The organism is Corynebacterium sp. UMB2355A (assembly GCF_033877495.1).
Classification (GTDB): domain Bacteria; phylum Actinomycetota; class Actinomycetes; order Mycobacteriales; family Mycobacteriaceae; genus Corynebacterium; species Corynebacterium pseudogenitalium.
The window spans coordinates 2,132,480-2,151,992 of the sequence record NZ_CP138855.1 but is presented as its reverse complement, the minus strand read 5'-3'; the positions used below and the strand labels follow the sequence as shown (position 1 = coordinate 2,151,992).

17 protein-coding genes and 1 tRNA gene are annotated in these 19,513 nt (G+C 59.1%); 8 read left to right on the top strand and 10 right to left on the bottom strand.

The genetic code is table 11. The annotated features are described in order from the left end of the window. The first annotated feature begins 106 nt into the window (after window positions 1-106). A complete protein-coding gene (coaA, locus tag R0V12_RS10240; RefSeq protein ID WP_070362761.1) occupies window positions 107-1,042 on the top strand; it encodes a type I pantothenate kinase in 936 nt (311 codons plus the stop codon). A 14-nt stretch (window positions 1,043-1,056) separates the two neighbouring features. On the opposite strand, the gene R0V12_RS10235 is transcribed toward coaA, so the two are convergent. Genes R0V12_RS10235 through mca form a run of 3 tightly spaced genes read right to left on the bottom strand, consistent with a single transcriptional unit; the run spans window position 1,057 to window position 3,114 of the window. After that, window positions 1,057-1,827 (bottom strand): isoprenyl transferase, encoded by a 771-nt coding sequence (locus tag R0V12_RS10235; protein ID WP_070363549.1) that lies wholly within the window; start codon window positions 1,825-1,827, stop codon window positions 1,057-1,059. A gap of 45 nt (window positions 1,828-1,872) precedes the next feature. After that, window positions 1,873-2,175: a hypothetical protein gene (locus tag R0V12_RS10230; protein WP_141742271.1), complete on the bottom strand. Its 303-nt coding sequence runs from the start codon at window positions 2,173-2,175 to the stop codon at window positions 1,873-1,875. Window positions 2,176-2,205: 30 nt separating this feature from the next. Continuing rightward, window positions 2,206-3,114, bottom strand: coding sequence for a mycothiol conjugate amidase Mca (gene mca, locus R0V12_RS10225; protein WP_320072588.1), 909 nt, complete (start codon window positions 3,112-3,114; stop codon window positions 2,206-2,208). 114 nt (window positions 3,115-3,228) lie between these two features. On the opposite strand from mca, the gene R0V12_RS10220 reads away from it, so the two are divergent. The 3 genes from R0V12_RS10220 to R0V12_RS10210 all read left to right on the top strand — a co-directional run bounded on the left by R0V12_RS10220 (window position 3,229) and on the right by R0V12_RS10210 (window position 4,905). Then, the gene (locus tag R0V12_RS10220; protein ID WP_070362763.1) at window positions 3,229-3,693 is read left to right on the top strand and encodes a DUF4307 domain-containing protein; all 465 of its coding nucleotides are present in this window, start codon (window positions 3,229-3,231) and stop codon (window positions 3,691-3,693) included. Between the two features lie 107 nt (window positions 3,694-3,800). Then, window positions 3,801-4,322, top strand: coding sequence for a transcription elongation factor GreA (greA, locus tag R0V12_RS10215; protein ID WP_070362764.1), 522 nt, complete (start codon window positions 3,801-3,803; stop codon window positions 4,320-4,322). Window positions 4,323-4,374: 52 nt separating this feature from the next. Further along, entirely contained in the window at window positions 4,375-4,905 is a 531-nt protein-coding gene (locus R0V12_RS10210) for a hypothetical protein (protein ID WP_070362765.1), read from the top strand. A 136-nt stretch (window positions 4,906-5,041) separates the two neighbouring features. Here the strand turns inward: R0V12_RS10210 and R0V12_RS10205 are convergent, their stop codons facing one another. Continuing rightward, window positions 5,042-5,872 carry a Bax inhibitor-1/YccA family protein gene (locus R0V12_RS10205; protein ID WP_070362766.1) on the bottom strand — a complete coding sequence of 277 codons (831 nt, stop codon included), beginning with the start codon at window positions 5,870-5,872 and terminating at the stop codon, window positions 5,042-5,044. A gap of 274 nt (window positions 5,873-6,146) precedes the next feature. On the opposite strand from R0V12_RS10205, the gene R0V12_RS10200 reads away from it, so the two are divergent. Further along, window positions 6,147-8,135 (top strand): acyltransferase family protein, encoded by a 1,989-nt coding sequence (locus tag R0V12_RS10200; RefSeq protein WP_413774856.1) that lies wholly within the window; start codon window positions 6,147-6,149, stop codon window positions 8,133-8,135. 8 nt (window positions 8,136-8,143) lie between these two features. Continuing rightward, window positions 8,144-8,770 (top strand): class I SAM-dependent methyltransferase, encoded by a 627-nt coding sequence (locus R0V12_RS10195; RefSeq protein ID WP_070362768.1) that lies wholly within the window; start codon window positions 8,144-8,146, stop codon window positions 8,768-8,770. 18 nt (window positions 8,771-8,788) lie between these two features. Here the strand turns inward: R0V12_RS10195 and R0V12_RS10190 are convergent, their stop codons facing one another. From R0V12_RS10190 to R0V12_RS10170, 5 genes are all read right to left on the bottom strand, one after another. Beyond that, a complete protein-coding gene (locus R0V12_RS10190) occupies window positions 8,789-9,349 on the bottom strand; it encodes a hypothetical protein (protein ID WP_141742270.1) in 561 nt (186 codons plus the stop codon). Between the two features lie 98 nt (window positions 9,350-9,447). Then, a tRNA-Leu gene (locus tag R0V12_RS10185) sits at window positions 9,448-9,521 on the bottom strand. A 74-nt stretch (window positions 9,522-9,595) separates the two neighbouring features. Continuing rightward, the gene (gene mfd, locus R0V12_RS10180; RefSeq protein ID WP_320073025.1) at window positions 9,596-13,180 is read right to left on the bottom strand and encodes a transcription-repair coupling factor; all 3,585 of its coding nucleotides are present in this window, start codon (window positions 13,178-13,180) and stop codon (window positions 9,596-9,598) included. 47 nt (window positions 13,181-13,227) lie between these two features. Beyond that, window positions 13,228-13,860 (bottom strand): TetR/AcrR family transcriptional regulator, encoded by a 633-nt coding sequence (locus R0V12_RS10175; protein ID WP_070362771.1) that lies wholly within the window; start codon window positions 13,858-13,860, stop codon window positions 13,228-13,230. Between the two features lie 301 nt (window positions 13,861-14,161). Then, window positions 14,162-15,340 carry an IS256-like element IS1249 family transposase gene (locus tag R0V12_RS10170; RefSeq protein ID WP_005323424.1) on the bottom strand — a complete coding sequence of 393 codons (1,179 nt, stop codon included), beginning with the start codon at window positions 15,338-15,340 and terminating at the stop codon, window positions 14,162-14,164. Between the two features lie 269 nt (window positions 15,341-15,609). Between R0V12_RS10170 and R0V12_RS10165 the strand changes: the two genes are divergently transcribed. Beyond that, entirely contained in the window at window positions 15,610-16,596 is a 987-nt protein-coding gene (locus tag R0V12_RS10165; RefSeq protein ID WP_256041791.1) for a DUF3800 domain-containing protein, read from the top strand. Between the two features lie 73 nt (window positions 16,597-16,669). On the opposite strand, the gene R0V12_RS10160 is transcribed toward R0V12_RS10165, so the two are convergent. Continuing rightward, window positions 16,670-18,202, bottom strand: a complete 1,533-nt coding sequence (locus R0V12_RS10160; protein WP_320072586.1) for a multicopper oxidase family protein — start codon at window positions 18,200-18,202, stop codon at window positions 16,670-16,672. Window positions 18,203-18,256: 54 nt separating this feature from the next. On the opposite strand from R0V12_RS10160, the gene R0V12_RS10155 reads away from it, so the two are divergent. Continuing rightward, window positions 18,257-19,483 (top strand): MFS transporter, encoded by a 1,227-nt coding sequence (locus R0V12_RS10155; RefSeq protein WP_320072585.1) that lies wholly within the window; start codon window positions 18,257-18,259, stop codon window positions 19,481-19,483. Window positions 19,484-19,513 lie beyond the last annotated feature (30 nt).

Below are 19,513 nucleotides of genomic sequence, written 5' to 3'. Positions count from 1 at the left end.
AGTATAAGCATCAGCGCTACGAAAGAAGTCCACTTTATTCAGGAACTTCAGAAGTATCTGCACCTGAGTTCCCCGACACGAAACAACAAATGTAACAATGTTACGCATGGCGAAATCTCCCCGCACTTCGGATTCGAGCCCTTATTTGGACTTTCACCGCGACGATTGGCGGCACCGACGTGCGCAAATGCCACAAGTCTTGACGGAGGACGAAGTAGCCAAGCTCAGTGGTATCGGCGAGAACCTCGATATGCAGGAAGTTGAAGACATTTACCTTCCGATCTCTCGCCTGATTCACCTCCAGGTACGGGCCAGACAAAAACTTACGAAGGCTACAGAGACGTTTATCGGTGATGACCCAGGCCACGTGCCATTCATTATCGGGATTGCGGGGTCGGTGGCCGTCGGCAAGTCAACGACTGCCCGTGTACTGCAGGTGTTGCTACAGCGTTGGGACTCTCATCCTCGAGTGGACCTCATCACCACCGACGGGTTCCTCTATCCCAGCAAAGTGCTCAAAGAGCGCAACCTGATGGACCGCAAAGGATTCCCGGAATCCTACAACCGGCGCGACCTCATGCGCTTTGTCACCGAGGTCAAGTCGGGTCAACCACTGGTCAAAGCGCCGATATATTCTCACTTCGCCTACGACATCATCCCAGGCGAGTTCATTGAGGTCCGCCAGCCGGACATCATCATTCTCGAAGGGCTCAACGTCCTCCAAACCGGCCCGACCCTCATGGTGTCCGACCTCTTCGACTTCTCAATTTATGTCGACGCCCTCACCACCGATATTGAACGCTGGTACATCGACCGCTTCATGAAGCTTCGCAACACCGCGTTTCGAGAGCCCGGCGCGCACTTTGCGCACTATGCCGACATCGATGAGGCGCAGGCCCGTCACAAGGCACGCGATATTTGGCAGTCCATCAACCTGCCGAACCTAGTGGAAAACATTGCCCCCACCCGTATCCGTGCCTCGCTCGTGCTACGCAAAGGCGCCGACCATTCAGTGCAGTGGGTCCGCATGCGCAAAATGTAGCGCCAGGTAGCTGCCTACTTGCCGAAGCGACGGGAGCGCTGCGAGTACTCGCGCAACGCGCGAAGGAAGTCAATCTTGCGGAACGCGGGCCAGTACGTGTCCGTAAACCAGATCTCGGAGTACGCCGCCTGCCACAGTAGGAAGCCGGAGAGGCGCTGCTCCCCCGACGTCCGGATCACTAAGTCTGGATCGGGCTGACCTGAGGTGTACAGGTGCTGCGACACGGACTCAACGGTCACTGCGTTGACCAGTTCGTCCACGCTGCAGCCGCTGGCAGCGGCGTCGCTAATGAGGCTGCGAACGGCGTCGACAATTTCTTGCCTGCCGCCGTACCCCACCGCAATGTTGACGGTCAGGCCAGCTTTGCCTGTGGTGGTGTCGGCAGATCGGCGCATCCTTTCTGCAACCTCATCCGGCAAGAGCTCCAGGTGCCCTACGAGCCGAACCTTGCAGGAGTAAGACTGCGTCGCAAGGTCCTCGATCACCTCGGAAATAATGTCGAACAGCAGCTCAACTTCTTCCGAAGTCCGTTGCAAATTCTCCGTTGATAACAGGTAGATCGTAACGACGTCCACGTCCATTTCCGCCGACCACCGCACAAGTTCGCCGATCTTCGCCCCACCCACCCGGTGGCCATGAGAAACATCGGTGAACCCAGCCTCACGGGCCCACCGTCGGTTGCCGTCCGCCATGACCGCGATGTGCTTCGGGCGTTTCTTGCCCTTCAGCTCACGCTTCAGGCGCGCTTCATACAGCGGATACAGAATTTTTTGGAGGCTACTCACGGACCCAACCTTACTCACCAATCAACGGTATGTATGTTAGCTGCCTTAGATCCAACGCTTCTTCCGGCGATCAAGCACACCCGCCTCCGCCATGGCCTTATCCAGCGCCTCCTGATCAAACGGGTCGATGCCGTGCTTCTCAGCGAAGAGGCTGCGTCGGCGGAACCGCGAGTACCGGCGATGGAACGCAAACCCCAGAGACAAAATGACCACAGCCAGCATCACCAACAGCAACAGGCCGAATGGCGAAGCCTTGCCAAAGTCCGGCCCCACCGGGTTTTCCTTCGGCGCCTGCGCCACCAAGTAAGCAGAGGTGTTGATAATCGCTGCGTGTGCTGTCGTCATCATGTGTATTTCGTCTTCCTTGTGCTGAAAATGTTAGCGCTCTTGCCCGAAACCTTCAGCGAGCGCGTCCGCGGTCTTCGGGCCAATACCGGCGAAGAGATCATCTTCCGGCAACGTTGATGCTACGCGAGTTCTGGCCAACTCAAACTCTTCTGTCGGCCATACCTCCTGCTGGTCCTCAACTGGGCTCGCCAAAAACGCGCCCGCCGGATCAATCTGTGTCGCATGTGCGGTCAGCGCTGCTGCACGCTGGGGGAAGTACTCCGCGCACTCCACCCTTGTGGTCACGCGACTCATCACATCCGCTTTGTTTTCTTCCCACCGCTGAATCATCAGCTCGTACGGGCTCTTCTTTCCCTGCGCGTACAAGCGGTCCTGCAGAAGACGCATCCGCTGCAGGATAAATCCATGGCTGTAGTACAGCTTCAATGGCGTCCACGCCTGCCCTGCTTCGGGAGCAAAGGATGGATCTCCCGCCTTGTCCCAGGCCAGCATCGAGATTTCGTGGACCATCAAGTGGTCGGGGTGCGGGTAGCCACCGTTTTCGTCGTAGGTAATGATGACATGCGGCCTGAACTCTCGAATCGACTCGACGAGATGCGCCGTCACTGCCTCCGGGTCTTGGGTCGCGAACGAGCCTTCCGGCAGCGGGGGCAGCGGGTCGCCTTGTGGCAGACCCGAGTCTTCGTACCCCATCCACTGATGTTCCACGCCGAGGGCCTCCGCGGCCTCCGCCATCTCCTGCTCCCGGACCTCGAGGATGTTCTCCAGCACGCCCGGCCAATCCATCGCAGGGTTCAAGATGTCGCCTCGTCGCCCGTCAGTACACGTGACGACGAGCACCCGGTTCCCCTCCGATGCGTATTTTGCCATCGTTGCTGCACCTTTAGAGGACTCGTCGTCTGGGTGTGCGTGGATCGCCATCAAGCGCAAGCCGGCCACTATTCCTCCTAGAACTTCTTCGGGGCCTGATTCCGTAACTTCGCGCCATCTTAGTACATTGGAACGGATTGCAGCTACAGCGTCATCCAGCGTCATTCAGCGAGGTAGGTAACCGTGACTTCTCCCAGTCGCCCAACATCCCGATACGGCTCCAGCACCACCCCGACAGCCACGAAACGCAGCAACGCCGCTGGCCGGATCGTCGCGCTGATCGCCATCGGCCTCGTCGTCGTGCTGCTTTACAGCGTCTTTGACTACTTCAAGAAGCAGGAGTCTCGCACCGTCACTGCGGATTTCATCTCGCTCGAAGCTGTCGACGACAACACCACACGCATGTGGATCGATGTATCACGCAAAGACGTCGAGGCCCCTTCGTACTGCATCGTCACTGCGGTCAACTACGCGCATGCCGAAGTTGGGCGTCGAGAAGTAGTACTCCCCGCAGGCGGGCAGGAGCTCGAGCGGGTCGCCGTCGAACTACCGGTGCGCGAGCCGGCAGTCTCAGGACGTGTCTACGGCTGCTCAGACAATCTGCCGTTCTACATGGACCCCACCAGCACCTTTTACGACGCCCGCTAAGCCTCACCAGTGCACCACCTGCGCGGCAGCTGTGCTATTATCCGCCTGGTAAAGTTGCCCGCCAACCGGCGGGCTCGTTTGACATATATAGGGAAGGTTTTTACCTGATGGCGCAAACTCAGCAGCAGTACATCACCCCGGAGATGAAGGCCAAGCTTGAAGCTGAGCTTCAGCAGCTCATCGACAATCGCCCTGTCATCGCAGCCGAAATTAACGAACGCCGTGAAGAAGGCGACCTCAAGGAAAACGCTGGCTACGACGCCGCGCGTGAGCAGCAGGACCAGGAAGAAGCTCGCATTAAGCAGATTTCCGAACTGCTGGCTAACTCCACCACGGAGCGCTCCGGCATCGTCGAGGGTGTAGCCCACGTAGGTTCCGTCGTGCACGTCTACTACAACAATGACGAAAATGATAAGGAAACGTTCCTGATCGGTACCCGCGCGGCTTCGACGGACAACGAGGACCTGGAGACCTACTCGGAGAACTCTCCGCTCGGCGCAGCCGTAGTCGGTGCTTCCGAGGGTGAAACCCGCACCTACAACGCCCCAAATGGCCGAGAGATTTCGGTAACAATCGTCTCCGCAGAACCGTATGATTCTGTTAAGGCTTCCACGCCACGGGCGAAGTAGCCTGTCTACGCCATCGGCGTTATCCGTGATCGCTGACATTGAAGGAATTCCTGTGAATAAGTTCTTTTCCCGCAAGCTAGTACTCACCAGCGTGGTCGCACTCGGTGCTGTGGGCTTGACTGCCTGCCACCCACCACACCAAAACCCGTCGGACCTGAAGGTTGATACGGCACAAAGCCAGGACCCAACTTCGCTTCCTGGTGAGCGCGCGAAGGCAACCCCGACGAACGTAACCGATGCAGCAGGCGCTACCTCTGAGGCTGCAGTCACCGAGACTGTCACCGCTATGGGTGCTTCGGACAAGACCCCACTGGTCAATAACTGCGGCAGCGTCGGCCTTGAGCGTCCAGCTTCGCTGACTCTCAACTGCAGCGACCAGAACGATTTCCTCCAGGACATCGTGTGGGATACCTGGTCTGAGCAGCTCGCGCAGGGCACCGCTACCCGCACCACGGTCAATCCGAACCGCGAAATCGAAGATGTGCAGGTTGTCCTGGGCAACCCAGACATCGTAGATGGTGTGCTCGTGTTTAAAACCATCACCGTTGACGGCACGTCTATCAACCCTGAGGGTGCACGCTAAGTACGCTGAATACAGCAATTAGCTCCCTGCCCCGGCCCAGCGATGTTGTTGGCCGGGGCGCTTTTGAGCGCAACTAGACAAAAATACCCGGCCTCACAGTCGTGGGGCCGGGTATTTATTGCAGTGAGCGCGTGCGCTATCGCTGTTGGAAGTAAGACAGCAGGCGCAGGATCTCGGTGTAGAGCCACACCAGAGTCACTGCCAGGCCAAGTGCAACGCCCCAGGCCGCCTGCGATGGGGCGCCCATGCGCACCAACTTATCGGCGACGTCAAAGTCCTGCAGGAACGCAAGTGCGCCCAGCACGATGCAGACCAGGCTAAACACGATGGCGATGGTGCCACCACCGCGAAGCGGATTCATGCCTGTAAAGATGCTCAACAAGAGGTTGCCGACAACCAGGATGAGCACGCCGAAAATGGCTGCGGTGAGGATCCGATTAAACCGCGGGGTAACGCGAATGGCACCGGTGCGATAGACCACAAGCATGCCCGCGAAGACACCGAAGGTGCCCAAGATCGCCTGGAAGATTAACGCGCCTGCGTCCGCGCCGGCGACACTGAACTGCCCGGTGATGGCGAATGAGAACCCACCAAGGAACAGGCCCTCAGCAGCCGCGTACGCCAGGGTAATAACTGGGGAACCGTACTTTTTGCCAAATGCGTGAATCATCACGAGGACGAAACCGGCGACGGCACCGACCAGCGTCAGAATGCTGGCAATGGAGCCGTACCCACCGAGGTACAGTCCGAAGTTAATTACTGCAAAGGCGACAATTACGGCAAGGGTAATGCCGGTTTTAGTGACAACGTCGTCAACCGTCATTGGACGGTCCTCAGACACGGTGCCCGCCGATGCACCCATGGGTGCTTGCTCGTACGGGTTCGCGGCACCGTACCCCTGGTACCCAGTGCCACGTTGGGAATCTACTCCCTGCAGAGTTTTCAATACAGGGTTGTTGCTACTCACGGACCCCTGATCCTTTCTTTTGAGAACAATCGTTCACCTACTCCAACGCACTGGGTGTTGTTTTAGTTCCATGCGCCCAAAGAATTTGTCCGGATCACGCCACTGAGCGTGGCCTCTGCAGCAATCTGCACCACAATTCATGTCCATCTTTCTGGCAGCGCTATACTTCTGTACGTTTGTCGCACTCCAGGAAGGTCGCCATCCCATGCCGCCCCCAATATCAGGTTCTCACCGCTATGTCCCCGCCCTCGACGGGATCCGAACGCTAGCGGTCATGCTGGTTATCGCGTACCACCTCAACCTCCCTGGGTTCAGCGGTGGCCTGCTAGGCGTGGGCGTGTTCTTCACCCTCTCGGGGTACTTGATCACGCTTAACCTCATGCGTGGGCACTACCGGGATAACTCGCTGCACCTGAAGACGTTTTGGGTCAGGCGTTTCCGCCGTCTCATACCTGCGATGCTGACCACAGTGTTGGCAGTCGTGATTCTTTCCGTCGCGTTCGATGCGGGCAACCTTCGTGACCGCTCGTTTGAAGCGTTGAGCTCCATTTTCTACGTGAACAACTGGCATAACATCGCCGTCGGTTCATCGTACTTCGATCAGTTCAATGGCCCCGGTCCGCTGGACCATATATGGTCACTGGCGATCGAGGAACAATTTTATCTCTTGTGGCCGCTGTTGCTGTGGGTGCTGCTGAGGGTGTTCCGTCGTGGGTGGATTGTCGCCGTCGTGACCACGGTGCTCGCCGGAGCTTCCTTTATCTGGATGTGGGTGCTCGCTGATCCTTCTATCGACGCGACTCGCGTCTACGAGGGCACCGATACCCGCGCGGGCGGGCTGCTCCTCGGCGCGGTCTTAGCAATCGTGGTTTCCTCACGGAAGCACGCCGGTAAGAACATTGGTTCCTCCCCTGTTCTGAGCACCGTTGTTGGCACCCTCGGCTTCGGCGGCATCTTCGCGCTGAGCATGCTCGTCGCGCAGGAAAACATGTTCTTGTACAAGGGTGGGATCCTGCTTCTGAACCTTGCGTCAGTTGCTGCTATCTACTCAGTCATTGGGGCGCGCGGCCCCTGGACGACCATTTTCAGCTGGGAGCCGCTTCGCTGGATCGGCGAACGCTCCTACGGTATTTACCTGTGGCACATGCCGGTGATTTACTTCATGCCGGATGCGTGGTTGCAGGATCACCGCGTGTGGTCCTCCATCCTCGTGTTTGTGCTTTCGACTGCACTTGCTGCGCTGAGCTGGACCATGTTTGAGAACCCAATCCGTCGCAATGGCGTGTTCGGGCCCCTGAAGCAATTCCGCGCACACCCGTTGGAGGCACTCCGCCCGATCACGCTTGGTTCGACGATTACGCTCGCCGCAATCATTGCAATAGGCATCCCGGCTGTGTTCGCCATGGATACCTCGAAGCCGAACACCACCATGTCCCTGCCTCAGGATGCGCAACGCGGAGGCACGCGCGACCATCGCGAGGGAAAGGACAAAGCCAAGGAAACTGAGGAAAGCTTGACGACGTCCGCCTCTGAGAAAGCTTCATGGGAGGACCAGCCTTCGGACGTGAAGATGAGCTGCGAGAAGGTCATCCACGTCGGCGATTCCACCTCGATTGGCATGTTCGATATCAACCAGCTTCCTGAAGGCGCGGTCACTGCGATTGACCGATACTTGGACGCTGGCGCAAGCGAGGTAGATACGAGCGTGTTTGGCGCTCGCGCGACGAATCAGGGATTCAACGGCAACGGAGAGAACTACCCGTCTGCGATTGAGTCCGTGCAGCAACTGCTCGCCCAGGGTGCAGCTGACGATGGCACCTGCTGGGTCATCGCCACCGGCGTGAACGACGCCGCCAACGCAGACGCTGCCCGCTCCTACGGCTACGACCCCACGGGTGAGTTGGAGGCAAACATCCGCAAGATGCTTGACCTGTTGGAGGGCTACCGCGTGATGTGGCCGACAGCCGCAACGGGTAACCCGTCGAATGGCTACTACGCCAACGAGAACATGGACGAGTTCAATGTTGCATTGCGCAAGGTTGCGAAGGAGCGTCGAGACGTAGTCGTCTACGACTGGGCGAGCGAGGCGCGCTCCAACTTGGATTGGTTCCTCGCAGGCGACGAGGTGCACTACAACGCCACCGGCAATGACATCCGTGGCAAGCACTTTGCTGCCGCACTTGCTCACGCGTTCCCGAAGGATATCCCGGTAGACGCCATCCCAACGGACGCGGAGGTGACTTCCAAGGGGCCGAAGCTATAGTTTTGGGCATGGCCACTTGGAAAGAAATTGTCGCTGCAAACCCTGACCACTCCGAGAATTACGCCCAGCGGTGGCGCAACTTCGTGCAACAGGGCAAAGATATCGACGGGGAGGCCCGGCTTATCGACGCCCTCTCCGCCCGCCACTCCCGCATCCTCGATGCAGGGTGCGGGACTGGTCGCCTTGGCGGCTATCTGGCAAAGCGTGGACATATCGTCTTCGGTGTGGACATCGACCCGGTGCTGATCGGGTACGCGAAGCAAGACTTCCCCGAAGCAACTTGGGTAGTTGGCGACCTTTCCGCCGATCCGATCGAGGTCCGCGATATCGATATTGCGGTCTCGGCAGGCAACGTGATGGGGTTCCTCGCCGTCGACGGTCGCAGGCCCGCGCTTGAGAACATCTTCCGAACGCTACGTCCGGGCGGACGGTTCGTCGTCGGCTTCGGGCGTGGGCGCGGATGGGAGTTCGACGACTTCCTCACCATGTGCCACGAAGTCGGGTTCCAGCCACAGCACCAGTTTGCGAGCTGGGACTTGGAGCCGTTCACGGAGCAGTCCGGGTTCTTGGTTGCTGTGTTGCAAAAGCCAAAGGTTGATGAGCAGGCCGTTCGCTCGTTAACGAACCTACTCTAATAGTTCGCTGGCCCGACCTTACTGAACAAGGTTGACGCGATTCGCCATCCGTTGGCTACCGCCAGACGTGTAGAAGTGCACCGAGTTGTTCTCGTCTTCGGGGTGATCGCACCACATGTCACGGCCATCGCTGCCCATCTTGCACACCATCGGGTAGGTTTCGCCGGTGACGGGACTCGTCACCGAGATATCAGCCCGCGGCACCGCGTTCACGTTGGGGTTCGCCGCTACGTAGCGCCAGGTTGCGGCGTAGGCGACGTCGAAGATCTCAGCTGCAAATTCGCACGATGTTGCGGGTCCCGCCTTGATTCGGTCGCCGAACTCAGTGGTGCCACACTCCCCTCCTACTTGACCAGTGTTGATGGAGTGGCGCGTTGAAAATGTATGAGTCTCGGTATCCTCGGAGGCGCTGGTTGGGGCGGCGGTGTCCTCCGCGTGTGAATCTGTGGTGGTGATTGTTTGGGTGATCGTGGCCGGGGCTGCATCGTTGCTGCTGGAGCTCGAACCACTGTCACCGGAACAACCCACAACGCCCAAACAAGCGACTGCGATCATCCCGACTGCTGCGTATTGCTTCATTGCTTCCTCAAGGTCTTCGGAGAAAAGGGGTGCCCACAGCATAGCCGATAGGAACACAAAAGGTCCCGCTACCTGTAGGTATGCGGGACGTTGCGTTGTGCCCCCAGTGGGACTCGAACCCACACTGAATTGATTTTAAGTCAACTGCCTCTGCCGATTGGGCTATAGGGGCGCACGGGCCCATAGTACAGGCAGCACCGGGAAAACTCCCAATAGGCACCACCGGACAAAGCCCGGTAGAAACCGCTACTGGCTCACACTGATGATGCGTTTCTTTTTCCTGCCACCGTCGCCATCGGACTCACCAGTAACGGAGATCTTCTCGGCATCGAAAATGTCCGCGATGAAGTCGGCGACCCACTGCAGCAGCTCCATGTCGCGCAGGTTTGGCTGGTTGATGCCTTTGCCTTCACGTGGCATTGGTACCTGCAGTGTCTTTGCCGCAGCACGGTAATTCGCTCCCGAGTACAGGCGCTTCAACCTGACTTGCTTCGAGTCTGGCAACTCCACGGGGTGGAACTTGATCCTCGTGCCTTGAGTCAAGATATCCGAGATTCCAGCAGTTCGAGCCAAGTGGCGCACGCGTGCAACCGCGAAGAGGCGCAAGACCTCGGTCGGAAGTGGTCCGAAGCGGTCGATCATTTCCTCGGCAACCTTGCGCAGGTCCTGCTCATCGCGGGCCTCGGCAAGTTTTCGGTACACGTCCAGGCGCAGGCGCTCGGCGTTGATGTAGCTTTCGGGGATGTGGGCGTCGACAGGCAGATCCACTCGGATCTCCTTCGGGCCCTGGTCTGTCGCGTCGACGACTTCGCCGGTCATGAGCGCCTTGTACGTTTCGACGGCCTCCCCGACCAGCCGGACGTACATGTCGAAGCCAACACCTGCAATGTGGCCGGACTGCTCCGCGCCGAGCACGTTGCCGGCACCGCGCATCTCCAGGTCCTTCTGCGCGACAGCAATGCCGGCGCCGAGGTCGTTGTTCTGTGCGATGGTCGCAAGTCGGTCGTAGGACGTTTCGGTGAGTGTCTTCTCTTTCGGGTACAGGAAGTACGCGTAGCCGCGTTCGCGGGAACGCCCGACGCGCCCGCGCAGCTGGTGCAGCTGGCTCAGACCCATGTTCTGTGCGTTCTCCACGATCAGGGTGTTAGCGTTGGCGATGTCCAGGCCGGTCTCCACGATGGTGGTGCAGACAAGCACGTCGAATTCGCGGTTCCAAAACCCTTGGACTGTCTGCTCAAGCTGCTGCTCACCCATCTGCCCATGCGCGACCACGACGCGGGCCTCGGGTACGAGTTGCCGCAGGGAGCGCGCCGTCTTCTCAATATCGGAAACGCGGTTGTGGATATAAAACACCTGGCCGTCGCGGAGCAGTTCGCGTCGAATAGCTGCCGCAACCTGCTTCTCTTCCTGCGGGCCAACGTAGGTCAGCACCGGGTGGCGGTCCTCCGGAGGAGTCGTGATCGAGGTCATCTCGCGGATGCCCGTCAGGCTCATCTCCAGGGTCCGCGGGATTGGCGTCGCGGTCATCGTGAGCACGTCGACGTGACTCTTCAGGGCCTTGATGTGCTCCTTGTGCTCTACGCCGAAGCGCTGCTCCTCATCCACAATGATGAGGCCAAGCTGCTTCCAGAACACGCCCGTCTGCAGCAGACGGTGTGTGCCGATCACAACGTCGACGGAACCATCCGCCAACCCTGCCATAATCTCCTTAGCTTCCTTCGCTGAAGTAAAGCGCGACAGCTCGCGAACGGTGACCCCGAAGCCGTCCATGCGCTCGTTGAACGTGGAGTAATGCTGCTGGGCAAGAAGCGTCGTCGGCACAAGCACCGCCACCTGCTGTCCGTCTTGCACTGCCTTGAACGCGGCGCGAACAGCAACCTCGGTCTTTCCGAATCCCACGTCACCGACGATCACGCGGTCCATCGGTGTCGGCTTCTCCATGTCCTCCTTGACCGCCTCAATGGCAGCGAGCTGGTCCTCCGTTTCTACGAACGGGAACGCGTCCTCCATCTCGTGTTGCCACGGCGTGTCTGGGCCGAAAGCGTGGCCCGGCGCGGCCTGACGCTTAGCGTAAAGCTCAATGAGTTCGCCGGCGATCTCACGTACGGCGGCGCGCGCCTTGCGCTTGGTGTTCTTCCAGTCGGAGCCGCCCATCTTGGACAGCGAAGGCTTCTCGCCGCCGGTGTATTTGCTCAGCAGGTCGAGGGATTCCATCGGCACCCAGAGCTGATCGCCGGGCTGGCCGCGCTTAGCTGGTTGGTATTCCAACACGATGTACTCGCGCCGGGAGGCTTCGTCACCGGTTTTGATGGTGCGCTCGGCCATCTTGATGAACTTGCCGATGCCATGCGTGTCATGCACAACAAAATCACCGGGAGTCAGCGCGAGTGGGTCCACCCGGTTCCGGCGCCGCGGGCGGCGCCGCTTCGCGCCAGCGATGTCGCCGACGCGGTTGCCGGTCACGTCGGTTTCTGTCACTACCACGAGGTTGGGTCCGGGGAACACGAGACCTGCATGTGAAAGGGACTGGTAGACCGTGACCGCGCCATCGACGGGTTCCAACCCAGGGGTGGCGATGCGCGCCGAGATACCGTGCTCCCTCAGTCGCTCCGCCATGCGCTCAACGGTGCCCTTCGCTGGCGCCACGAACGCTACCTTGCCCCCGTTGGTTTGCACGTGCAGTTTCAACGTCGCGTAGAGCTGCTCAATTGCTTTGGGCTCGCCCTTCGGTGCGGGTGCAGCCTCGAATTCCAGCGGCAGCGTCATCGCATCATCGGCGGCAAACATGCCTGGAGGTGCGAATGTCCACCACGCGTTGCCCGCGTTGCGTGCCGACACTTCCAACGACTCGAACGAACGGAACGAGGACGCCGATACGTCCAGCCCCTCCACAGCAAGCGGGCCCTCCGCACCCATCGCCGCGGCCTCCCACCCAGCTTCCAAGAATTCCTGGTCCGTGGCTTCGAGGTCCGCGATACGGGTGCGCACCTTTTCAGGCCCAGAGACGAACACAATGCTGCCCTTCGGCATGAGCTCCGGCAGCACCGAGTACTTCGCGTCGCTGAGCACCGGGATGAGTACCTCTTCCCCATCGGCGTGGGTGTGCTCAGAGATCCGCGTGAGCAGCTGCACCAGCGTGGTATTCGACGGGTTCGTGCGGGCAAGCTCATCGGCGCGTTTGGCCACGCTGGCGTCGATAATTAACTGGCGCGCCGGAAAAAGCTCGACGGATGTGAGCTCCTCGATGGTGCGCTGGTCGGCGACGGCGAAGCTTCGGATGTCGGTGACTTCGTCGCCCCAGAACTCGAGGCGCACTGGGTACTCGGCGGTGGTCGGAAAGATATCGATGATGCCACCGCGCGTGGCGAACTCCCCGCGCTTTGCCACCATGTCGACGTGCTCGTAGGCGAAGTTGACGGCTTGTTCGGTCAGCTCCGTGAAGTCCCACTCGGTATCGACTTTCACTGTAATCGGCTCCACCGCGGGCAACACTGGCTGGCAGAAGGCGCGCGCCGAGGCGATGATGACCTGGGGCATCTCCCACAGCACCTTCGCACGGGCACCCACGACATCAGGCGCCGGCGACAACCTCTCGTGAGGCAGCGTCTCAAAAGCGGGGAAGTTGGCGACCTTGCCCTTTCCGAGCATCGCCTGCAGTTCAGCAGTCAGATCCTCCGCCTCGTGGCTCGTTGCGGTCACCAACAGCACCGGAACCTGGCGAGCCAGCGCACCCGTAGCCCACGAACGAACCTGGTCAATTCCAGTCACGTGCAACGAGTCGACGCCGATGTTGCCCACCAAGCCCTTAAGCTTCGGGTCGGTAAGCGCCATAGTGAGCAAACCACCCAACGCAGGCGCCTGAGCTGTCTGTTCTTCCACTACTGTTCCTCCACTTCGTTCGTCATGATGCGGGGCTGTGCCTCCAACCCGCTCAACCCGTTCCAGCACAGGTTCGAAATGTGCGCCGCGACCGTCGCCTTATCCAACCGCGTATCGACGCCCCGTTGGTCCAACCACCACAACGCCGTATTCGACACGGTCCCAACCAGCGCCTGCCCGTACAGTGCCGCCACCGAAGCATCGAGGCCGCGGTGCTCAAACGCACGCTCAAGCAGGTAGGACACCTCCGCAGTTACGCGGTTCAGCACTGTCGAGTACGTTCGTTCACGTCCGAGGATCCTACCGTGCACCAGGATGATAAACCCATCAGTTTCCTCATCGATGTACGTCAGCAGCGCCAACACGCCATTATCAATGCGCTCTCGCCAGCGTCCGTTTTGGATCACTTCGACAATTGTGCGCTCAAACCGCGCCATCTCCTGCGAAACGACGGCGTCGTACAACCCGGTCTTACTGCCAAAGTGTTCGTACACGACGGGCTTCGACACATCTGCACGCAGCGCAATCTCCTCCATGGAGATTCCATCAAATCCACGTTCTGCAAAGGCAGCACGGCCAATTGCGAGCAACTGGTCCCTGCGCTGCGTTCTTGTCATTCGCTGCCGAGCCATGCGTTCTAGCTTAGAGCCCACCCCGGACACAACCCCGACAGCCCGCAAACTGCCAGCTCATCACACTTTTTAACATTTCATTGGGTATCGGTTACACTAGGTCGAGCAGTTCCCCATGGTGTAATCGGCAACACTACGGTTTTTGGTACCGTCATTCTAGGTTCGAGTCCTGGTGGGGAAGCTTTTTCATTACCCCCGCTACCTGGCGTTTTGCCTGGGTTGGGGGTGTTTTTCGTTTTCCAGCGGGGTGAACTGTGGGTTAAGGGTCAAAATGTGTGTCTGGCTCGGCGTGTCGCGGGGGTTAGATTTGGCCTTTTTGAATGCCGATTGAGTGGGTGTAGTCGGTGTCGATAGCGTTGTCGTAGAGGGCTGGGCGTCCTGTTTCGTGGTCGGCTTGGTTCTCGGTTTGGGTCAGGGTGGATACTTTGGCGAGTTGGCCCTGGCCCCAGTCGGACTGCCTGGCGATTCGTACTGGATCGTCAGGCAGTTCCGTTTTTAAGTAGAGCCACCAATCCAGCATGCGGCGTTGTCGTTCGCCTGATCTGCCGCGGTGGGTTCTGGCGAGCAGTTTGAGCTGGGCGTTGATGCCGCCTTCTAAGCTGTTGGTGGTGGATTTGATCCGCTCGGGCGCAAGGACTCCTGCTGGCGGGTTGAGGTAGACAAACAGCATCTCGGACCGCCAAAGATGGTTGAGGCTGTTGTAGGCCTTGCGCACGTTGTGGTGGGTCCACACGCGGGTCCATGCACCTGTTTTGGGGTCTTTGATCATGGTTTTCTCGTTCATCCATTCCCGGTAGATCGTTGAAAACTCGTGCAGTTGCACACCCCACGCGGCGGCTTCATCCAGTGTGGTGATCCGGGTCAGTTTCAGCGCAAGTCGGTAGATGGTGCGCCCGGCATCGGTGCGTGGGTTGGTGGTGGTGTAGCGGCGGACCACGCGTTGGGCGTGGACGAGGCAGCGTTGAATTTTCGTAGTCGGCCAGCACTTTTTGATTGCGCTGTATGCGCCTTGGCCGCCGTCGATGACGGCGATGAGTGGGGCTTCGATGCGTTCAAGCAGCAGTTGGTAGTCGCGGGTGGTTTCGTGTTTGCACCAGTGCCAGGCGATCACGTGGTCGATGGTCGCCGCGACGATCAGGCAGCCACCGGCGGTGTAGGTGCCATCGAGAAATACCTGGTCGTAGATCCGCTTGTGGTGGCCGGCGGTGGGGTCAGGCACATCAACGAGCCAGCACCACTTGAAGCGCCGCTTCATGGTGGCGCGGCTAACACCGTTTCGTTTGGCTAGGTCGTCGAGTGATATTGCGGTGGTGCAATGCTCGATGAACTGGGTGAACACTGCCGCGTTGGTGATGTCGTTTCGACGTTTGACGCTGGAGGCGCCGCATTGTTTGCAGCGCCATCTGGTGGTGCCTTTGCTGGTGGTGCCGTTGCGTTTCATTTCACCGCCGCAGTGGCAGCGTGGTTGGTTCTTCGACATTGCGACACCACACCACGCCGCGCATAGCACATCACGGCTGCCACACCGAGGATTTCCCGTCGGGGGCTAGATATATGCTTCCGGAGCATATACTTTCCGGAAACCTACAGGTCAATCCGTGAAAATCCGCGATTCCGGACACACTTTTTGACCCTTAACCCTGAACTGTGGGGCGTTTGAGGGCGTTTGTGGGGGTTTATGTAGTCAAAATGTAGTCACGAAACTGCACGATTGACTCCGTTTACCGGAAAAGCTATATTGAAATTGCAGTGGCGGCGCTGAAACACGCGTACCGCGCTAATTCCGGCGGCCAGAGCAAAGCATTGTTCTGGCCGCTGAGCTATCTCGAAGGAACCGCCATGCTCATAGCCTACCTCGATGAATTCGGACACCAGGGCCCCTACATCCGACATGACCATAAAAAGTTTAATACACACCCAGTATTTGGTTATGCCGGGTATTTGATACCGTCGCACAGCGTTCGGCAATTTGGTGGCTATTTTGAGTACGTAAAAGAACAGCTTCTTGACTGGGAAATTACGCAAGCTAATGCGCATCCAAGACGGTGGGAAAAGAAGGGATCAGCACTCTTTACCACCGCGAATATCCGCGAGTACAAGGATGAAATCAACCCAGCGACTAAGAGGCTGTACCGAAAACTGGGAAATCTTGGTGGTCAACTCTTCTTCTTTGGACAAGAGAAGCCAATTGGCCCAGTCAGCGTCACTAAAGAGACTTCTCAAGAGCGCGAGGAACATTGTTTGATCCAAGCCATCAATAGGCTTGGCAGGATAGCGACGAAAGCCAATGAAGAGCTGCTGGTCATCATGGATGCAACTGATACGGACAACCGTGAACGTGCGGTCGCAACACTTGGCAAAACTATTTACAGCAAAACCAACAAAGATAACCGCAGCATCATTGAAGTTCCGATTCAGGCCGACAGTCACTTATACGGAACTATCCAGTTTGCTGACTGGACGTGTGCGTTGCTCGGACGGCTCACAGACTACCACTTCGCAGAACGGTCACAATTTGCTTGGTCGGTCGACCTCTGTAGAGATGTGTTCAAGCGCTGTTCGCCCTCCAGCAACTCGATTATTTGGAGCAATTCAACCGATCACTCATTGAAGTGCTCTCCAAAGCATCTAATAAACACGACAAAGTTTTGGGAAATCGCTGCGGAGCACGAAGCCAGAAACAAATGCTGCAGCGCATCGTCTCGGCAGGTTCCCCTGACTTACAACGGAAGTTAGACGCCATTCGCGGAGGCAAAGCTTCCAAGTAATTCTTAAACCTTTTCAGGTCGTGGTCTTCCTGGAACTTAGCCTAGTGGTGATGCCCCTCCGGCATCGGCCGCAGGTTCGCCTTCTGCCCAGGCTCAACCATGACGAACTGCCCCATCATCCCTTCATCTTCGTGGAAGAGCATGTGGCAGTGGTACATGTACGCCAAGGTCGGATCCGGGTGCCAGCCGAACTCCACAATGAGGGTGACGGTTGACAGTGGCGGTACATAGATTGTGTCGTGCCAGCCTTCGGTGAATGCGACGTCGCCGTTGTCCACCTTGTCCACCAGGAACCTGGCGTTGTGGACGTGGAAGTTGTGCGGCCAGTCGGAGTTCTCGTTGGTGACGTGCCAGACTTCGGGGCCATTGTGGTCGATGACAAAGTCGACGCGTTCCATATCCATGGATTGCTCGTTGATTTGGAAGCCGTTAAGCCGGAACTCGCGCTCCGGTGCTCCGCTGACATCAGGACGCACCACGGGGACGAGCTGTGCCGGTAGCGCGTCGAGTGCGGTGTCGTGTTCCGGCGCTGCGATCTCGAGCAGGTCGAAGGTGTCTTGCAGGCCAAACCCGTTGGCGACTTCCTCGTCAGGCAGGCCTCCCCCATTGGGGATGCCGTCGCTGCGCAGCATCAGGTCCTTGCCCGCCTCAAGGTCGACGATGATCTCTACCCGCTCGCCAGGGCTCAGCAGTACCGCGTCGGCTTCGATGGGGGCGTCGAGAAGCCCCTGATCTGTCGCGATGATGTTGAACGGCACGCCGAGGCTGAGATGGTGGAAGCGCATCGTTGCACCGTTGAAGATGCGAAGTCGAACACGGCTTGTCGACGCCTCAAAGCGCGGCTTCGTGATACCGTTCACCAGCGGCGTTGTCCCGAGGAGACCATAGGTTGGGTCGATGGTTTCGTCGAGTTGGCCATCCTCAGTGAATTTCGCATCGGTGATGATGACGGGGATGTCGTCGACACCGTATTCCTGCGGCAGGCCGAGCGCGTCGGACGCGTCGTCGGCAACGACAATGCCCCCGGCGAGGCCGCGGTACGCGTGCAGCGCGGAAATCTCGTGCGGGTGCGGGTGGTACCAGCAGGTAGACGCCGCCTGTTCGACCTGCCAGGTCGGTTCCCAGCTCGCGCCAGGATCAAAGATGAGGGCCGGACCGCCATCAGCCGCCGCGGGCAGGTGGAGACCGTGCCAGTGGACCACCGTCGGCTCGTCGAGCTCGTTGTTCACCTTCATCTCGATCGTTTCACCTTGGCGCATGTAGAGCGTGGGCCCAAGCCATGGGCCATTGAAGCCCCAGGTCTTCGTCATGGTGCCGGGTACGATTTCGTACTCGCCTTGCTGCGCGGTGAGTTCAAAGCTGCGCGTGGTGCCGTTAAGCGTGCCCTGTTCCAGCGGCGGGATGGGCAGCGGGCGGGACTCGGCGTCAGCACCCGCGGGCGTCGCCTGCCCGGAGCGCACCCCGCCCGGACCTTCCCCGGCGCACGCTGCCAGCACTGCTACCTGCGTTAACAGTGCCCCTTTGAAGAATGTCCTTCTGCTGATGACGTTGCGGTTGGCACGTGCCGAAGCCATTGGTTCTCCTCATCCGAATGTATAAAGTCTGCTGCCGACCCTACTATCTTTGGTATGACGTCTCACGAGGAGTACAACGCACGCCGATTCGTATGGGCCAACGGTCTACAGGGCATCGGTGACCAAATCGTCGCCGCGAAGACGGTCCTGCCGTGGCTATTCACGGCTGCCGGGGTTCCGGCCCTATTCACAGCGTTCTTGGTGCCGATCCGCGAATCGGGCTCAATGCTGCCGCAAGCCGCGTTGAGCCCCTGGGTCACATCACAGAGGTCGCGAAAGTGGGTGTGGTTGGTTGGTTCGTGGGGCCAGGCCGCATCAGCAGGGCTGATCGCGCTCTCTGCGGCGCTGCTCAGTGGCGCTGCCTTGGGCGTTGCGGTTGTCATCTTGCTTGCGGCGCTGTCTATCTTCCGCGCGCTGTGCTCAATCGCAGGCAAGGACGTACAAGGACGAACCGTGTCGAAAGGCCGGCGTGGCCTCATCACAGGCCAAGCGACCGCGCTGTCTGGCGCCGTCACCCTCGCGATCGGTGTGCTGTTCGCAATTCTCCCGAATGACCTACCCCGATGGGTCCTGGTGACGCTTCTTGCGGCGGGCGCCTCCACGTGGGCGTTCGCCTCCCTGGTTTTCCGCACCATTAAGGAGCCTGAAGAGGAACCCTCGGAGGCCTCCAGCAAGGGGTGGGCACGCCAAACGTGGGACCTGATCAAGGACGACAGGGACCTGCAGAAGTTCCTCATCGTTCGCTCCCTCATGCTGGTCACCGCCTTATCGACGCCATTTATTGTCGTGCTGGCCCAGCAACAGGGCACGAACCTTTCCTCACTCGGCGGCTTCATCCTGGCATCGGGTGGCGCAGCACTCGTTGGTGGAAAGGTCTCCGGTATGTGGGCGGATAAGTCGTCGAAAAACGCGATGGCGTGGGCTGCTGGCACCGCATCCGTCGTGCTCGTGCTCTTGGTGATGTCCGGACACTGGCTTGCTCCCGAGGCCAACCGCTGGATCATGCCAATCGGGTTTTTCCTGGTCAACTTGGCGCACACGACGGTGCGCGTGGGCCGAAAGACCTACCTCGTGGACATGGCGGAGGGTGATCGACGCACGATGATCACCGGCGCCGCGAACACAGCGATGGGGATCGTCCTGCTGATCGTCGGTGCGATTTCATCGGCGGTTTCGACCCTTGGACCTGAGGCAACGCTGCTGTTCCTGGCCGCAGTCGGCGCGGTGGGTGTGTGGCGCGCGGCAGGTTTGAAGGATGTGTCTGCAAACTCGCGCGCATAGCGCGTTATGCTGTTGTGCAGTTGGTTTTAT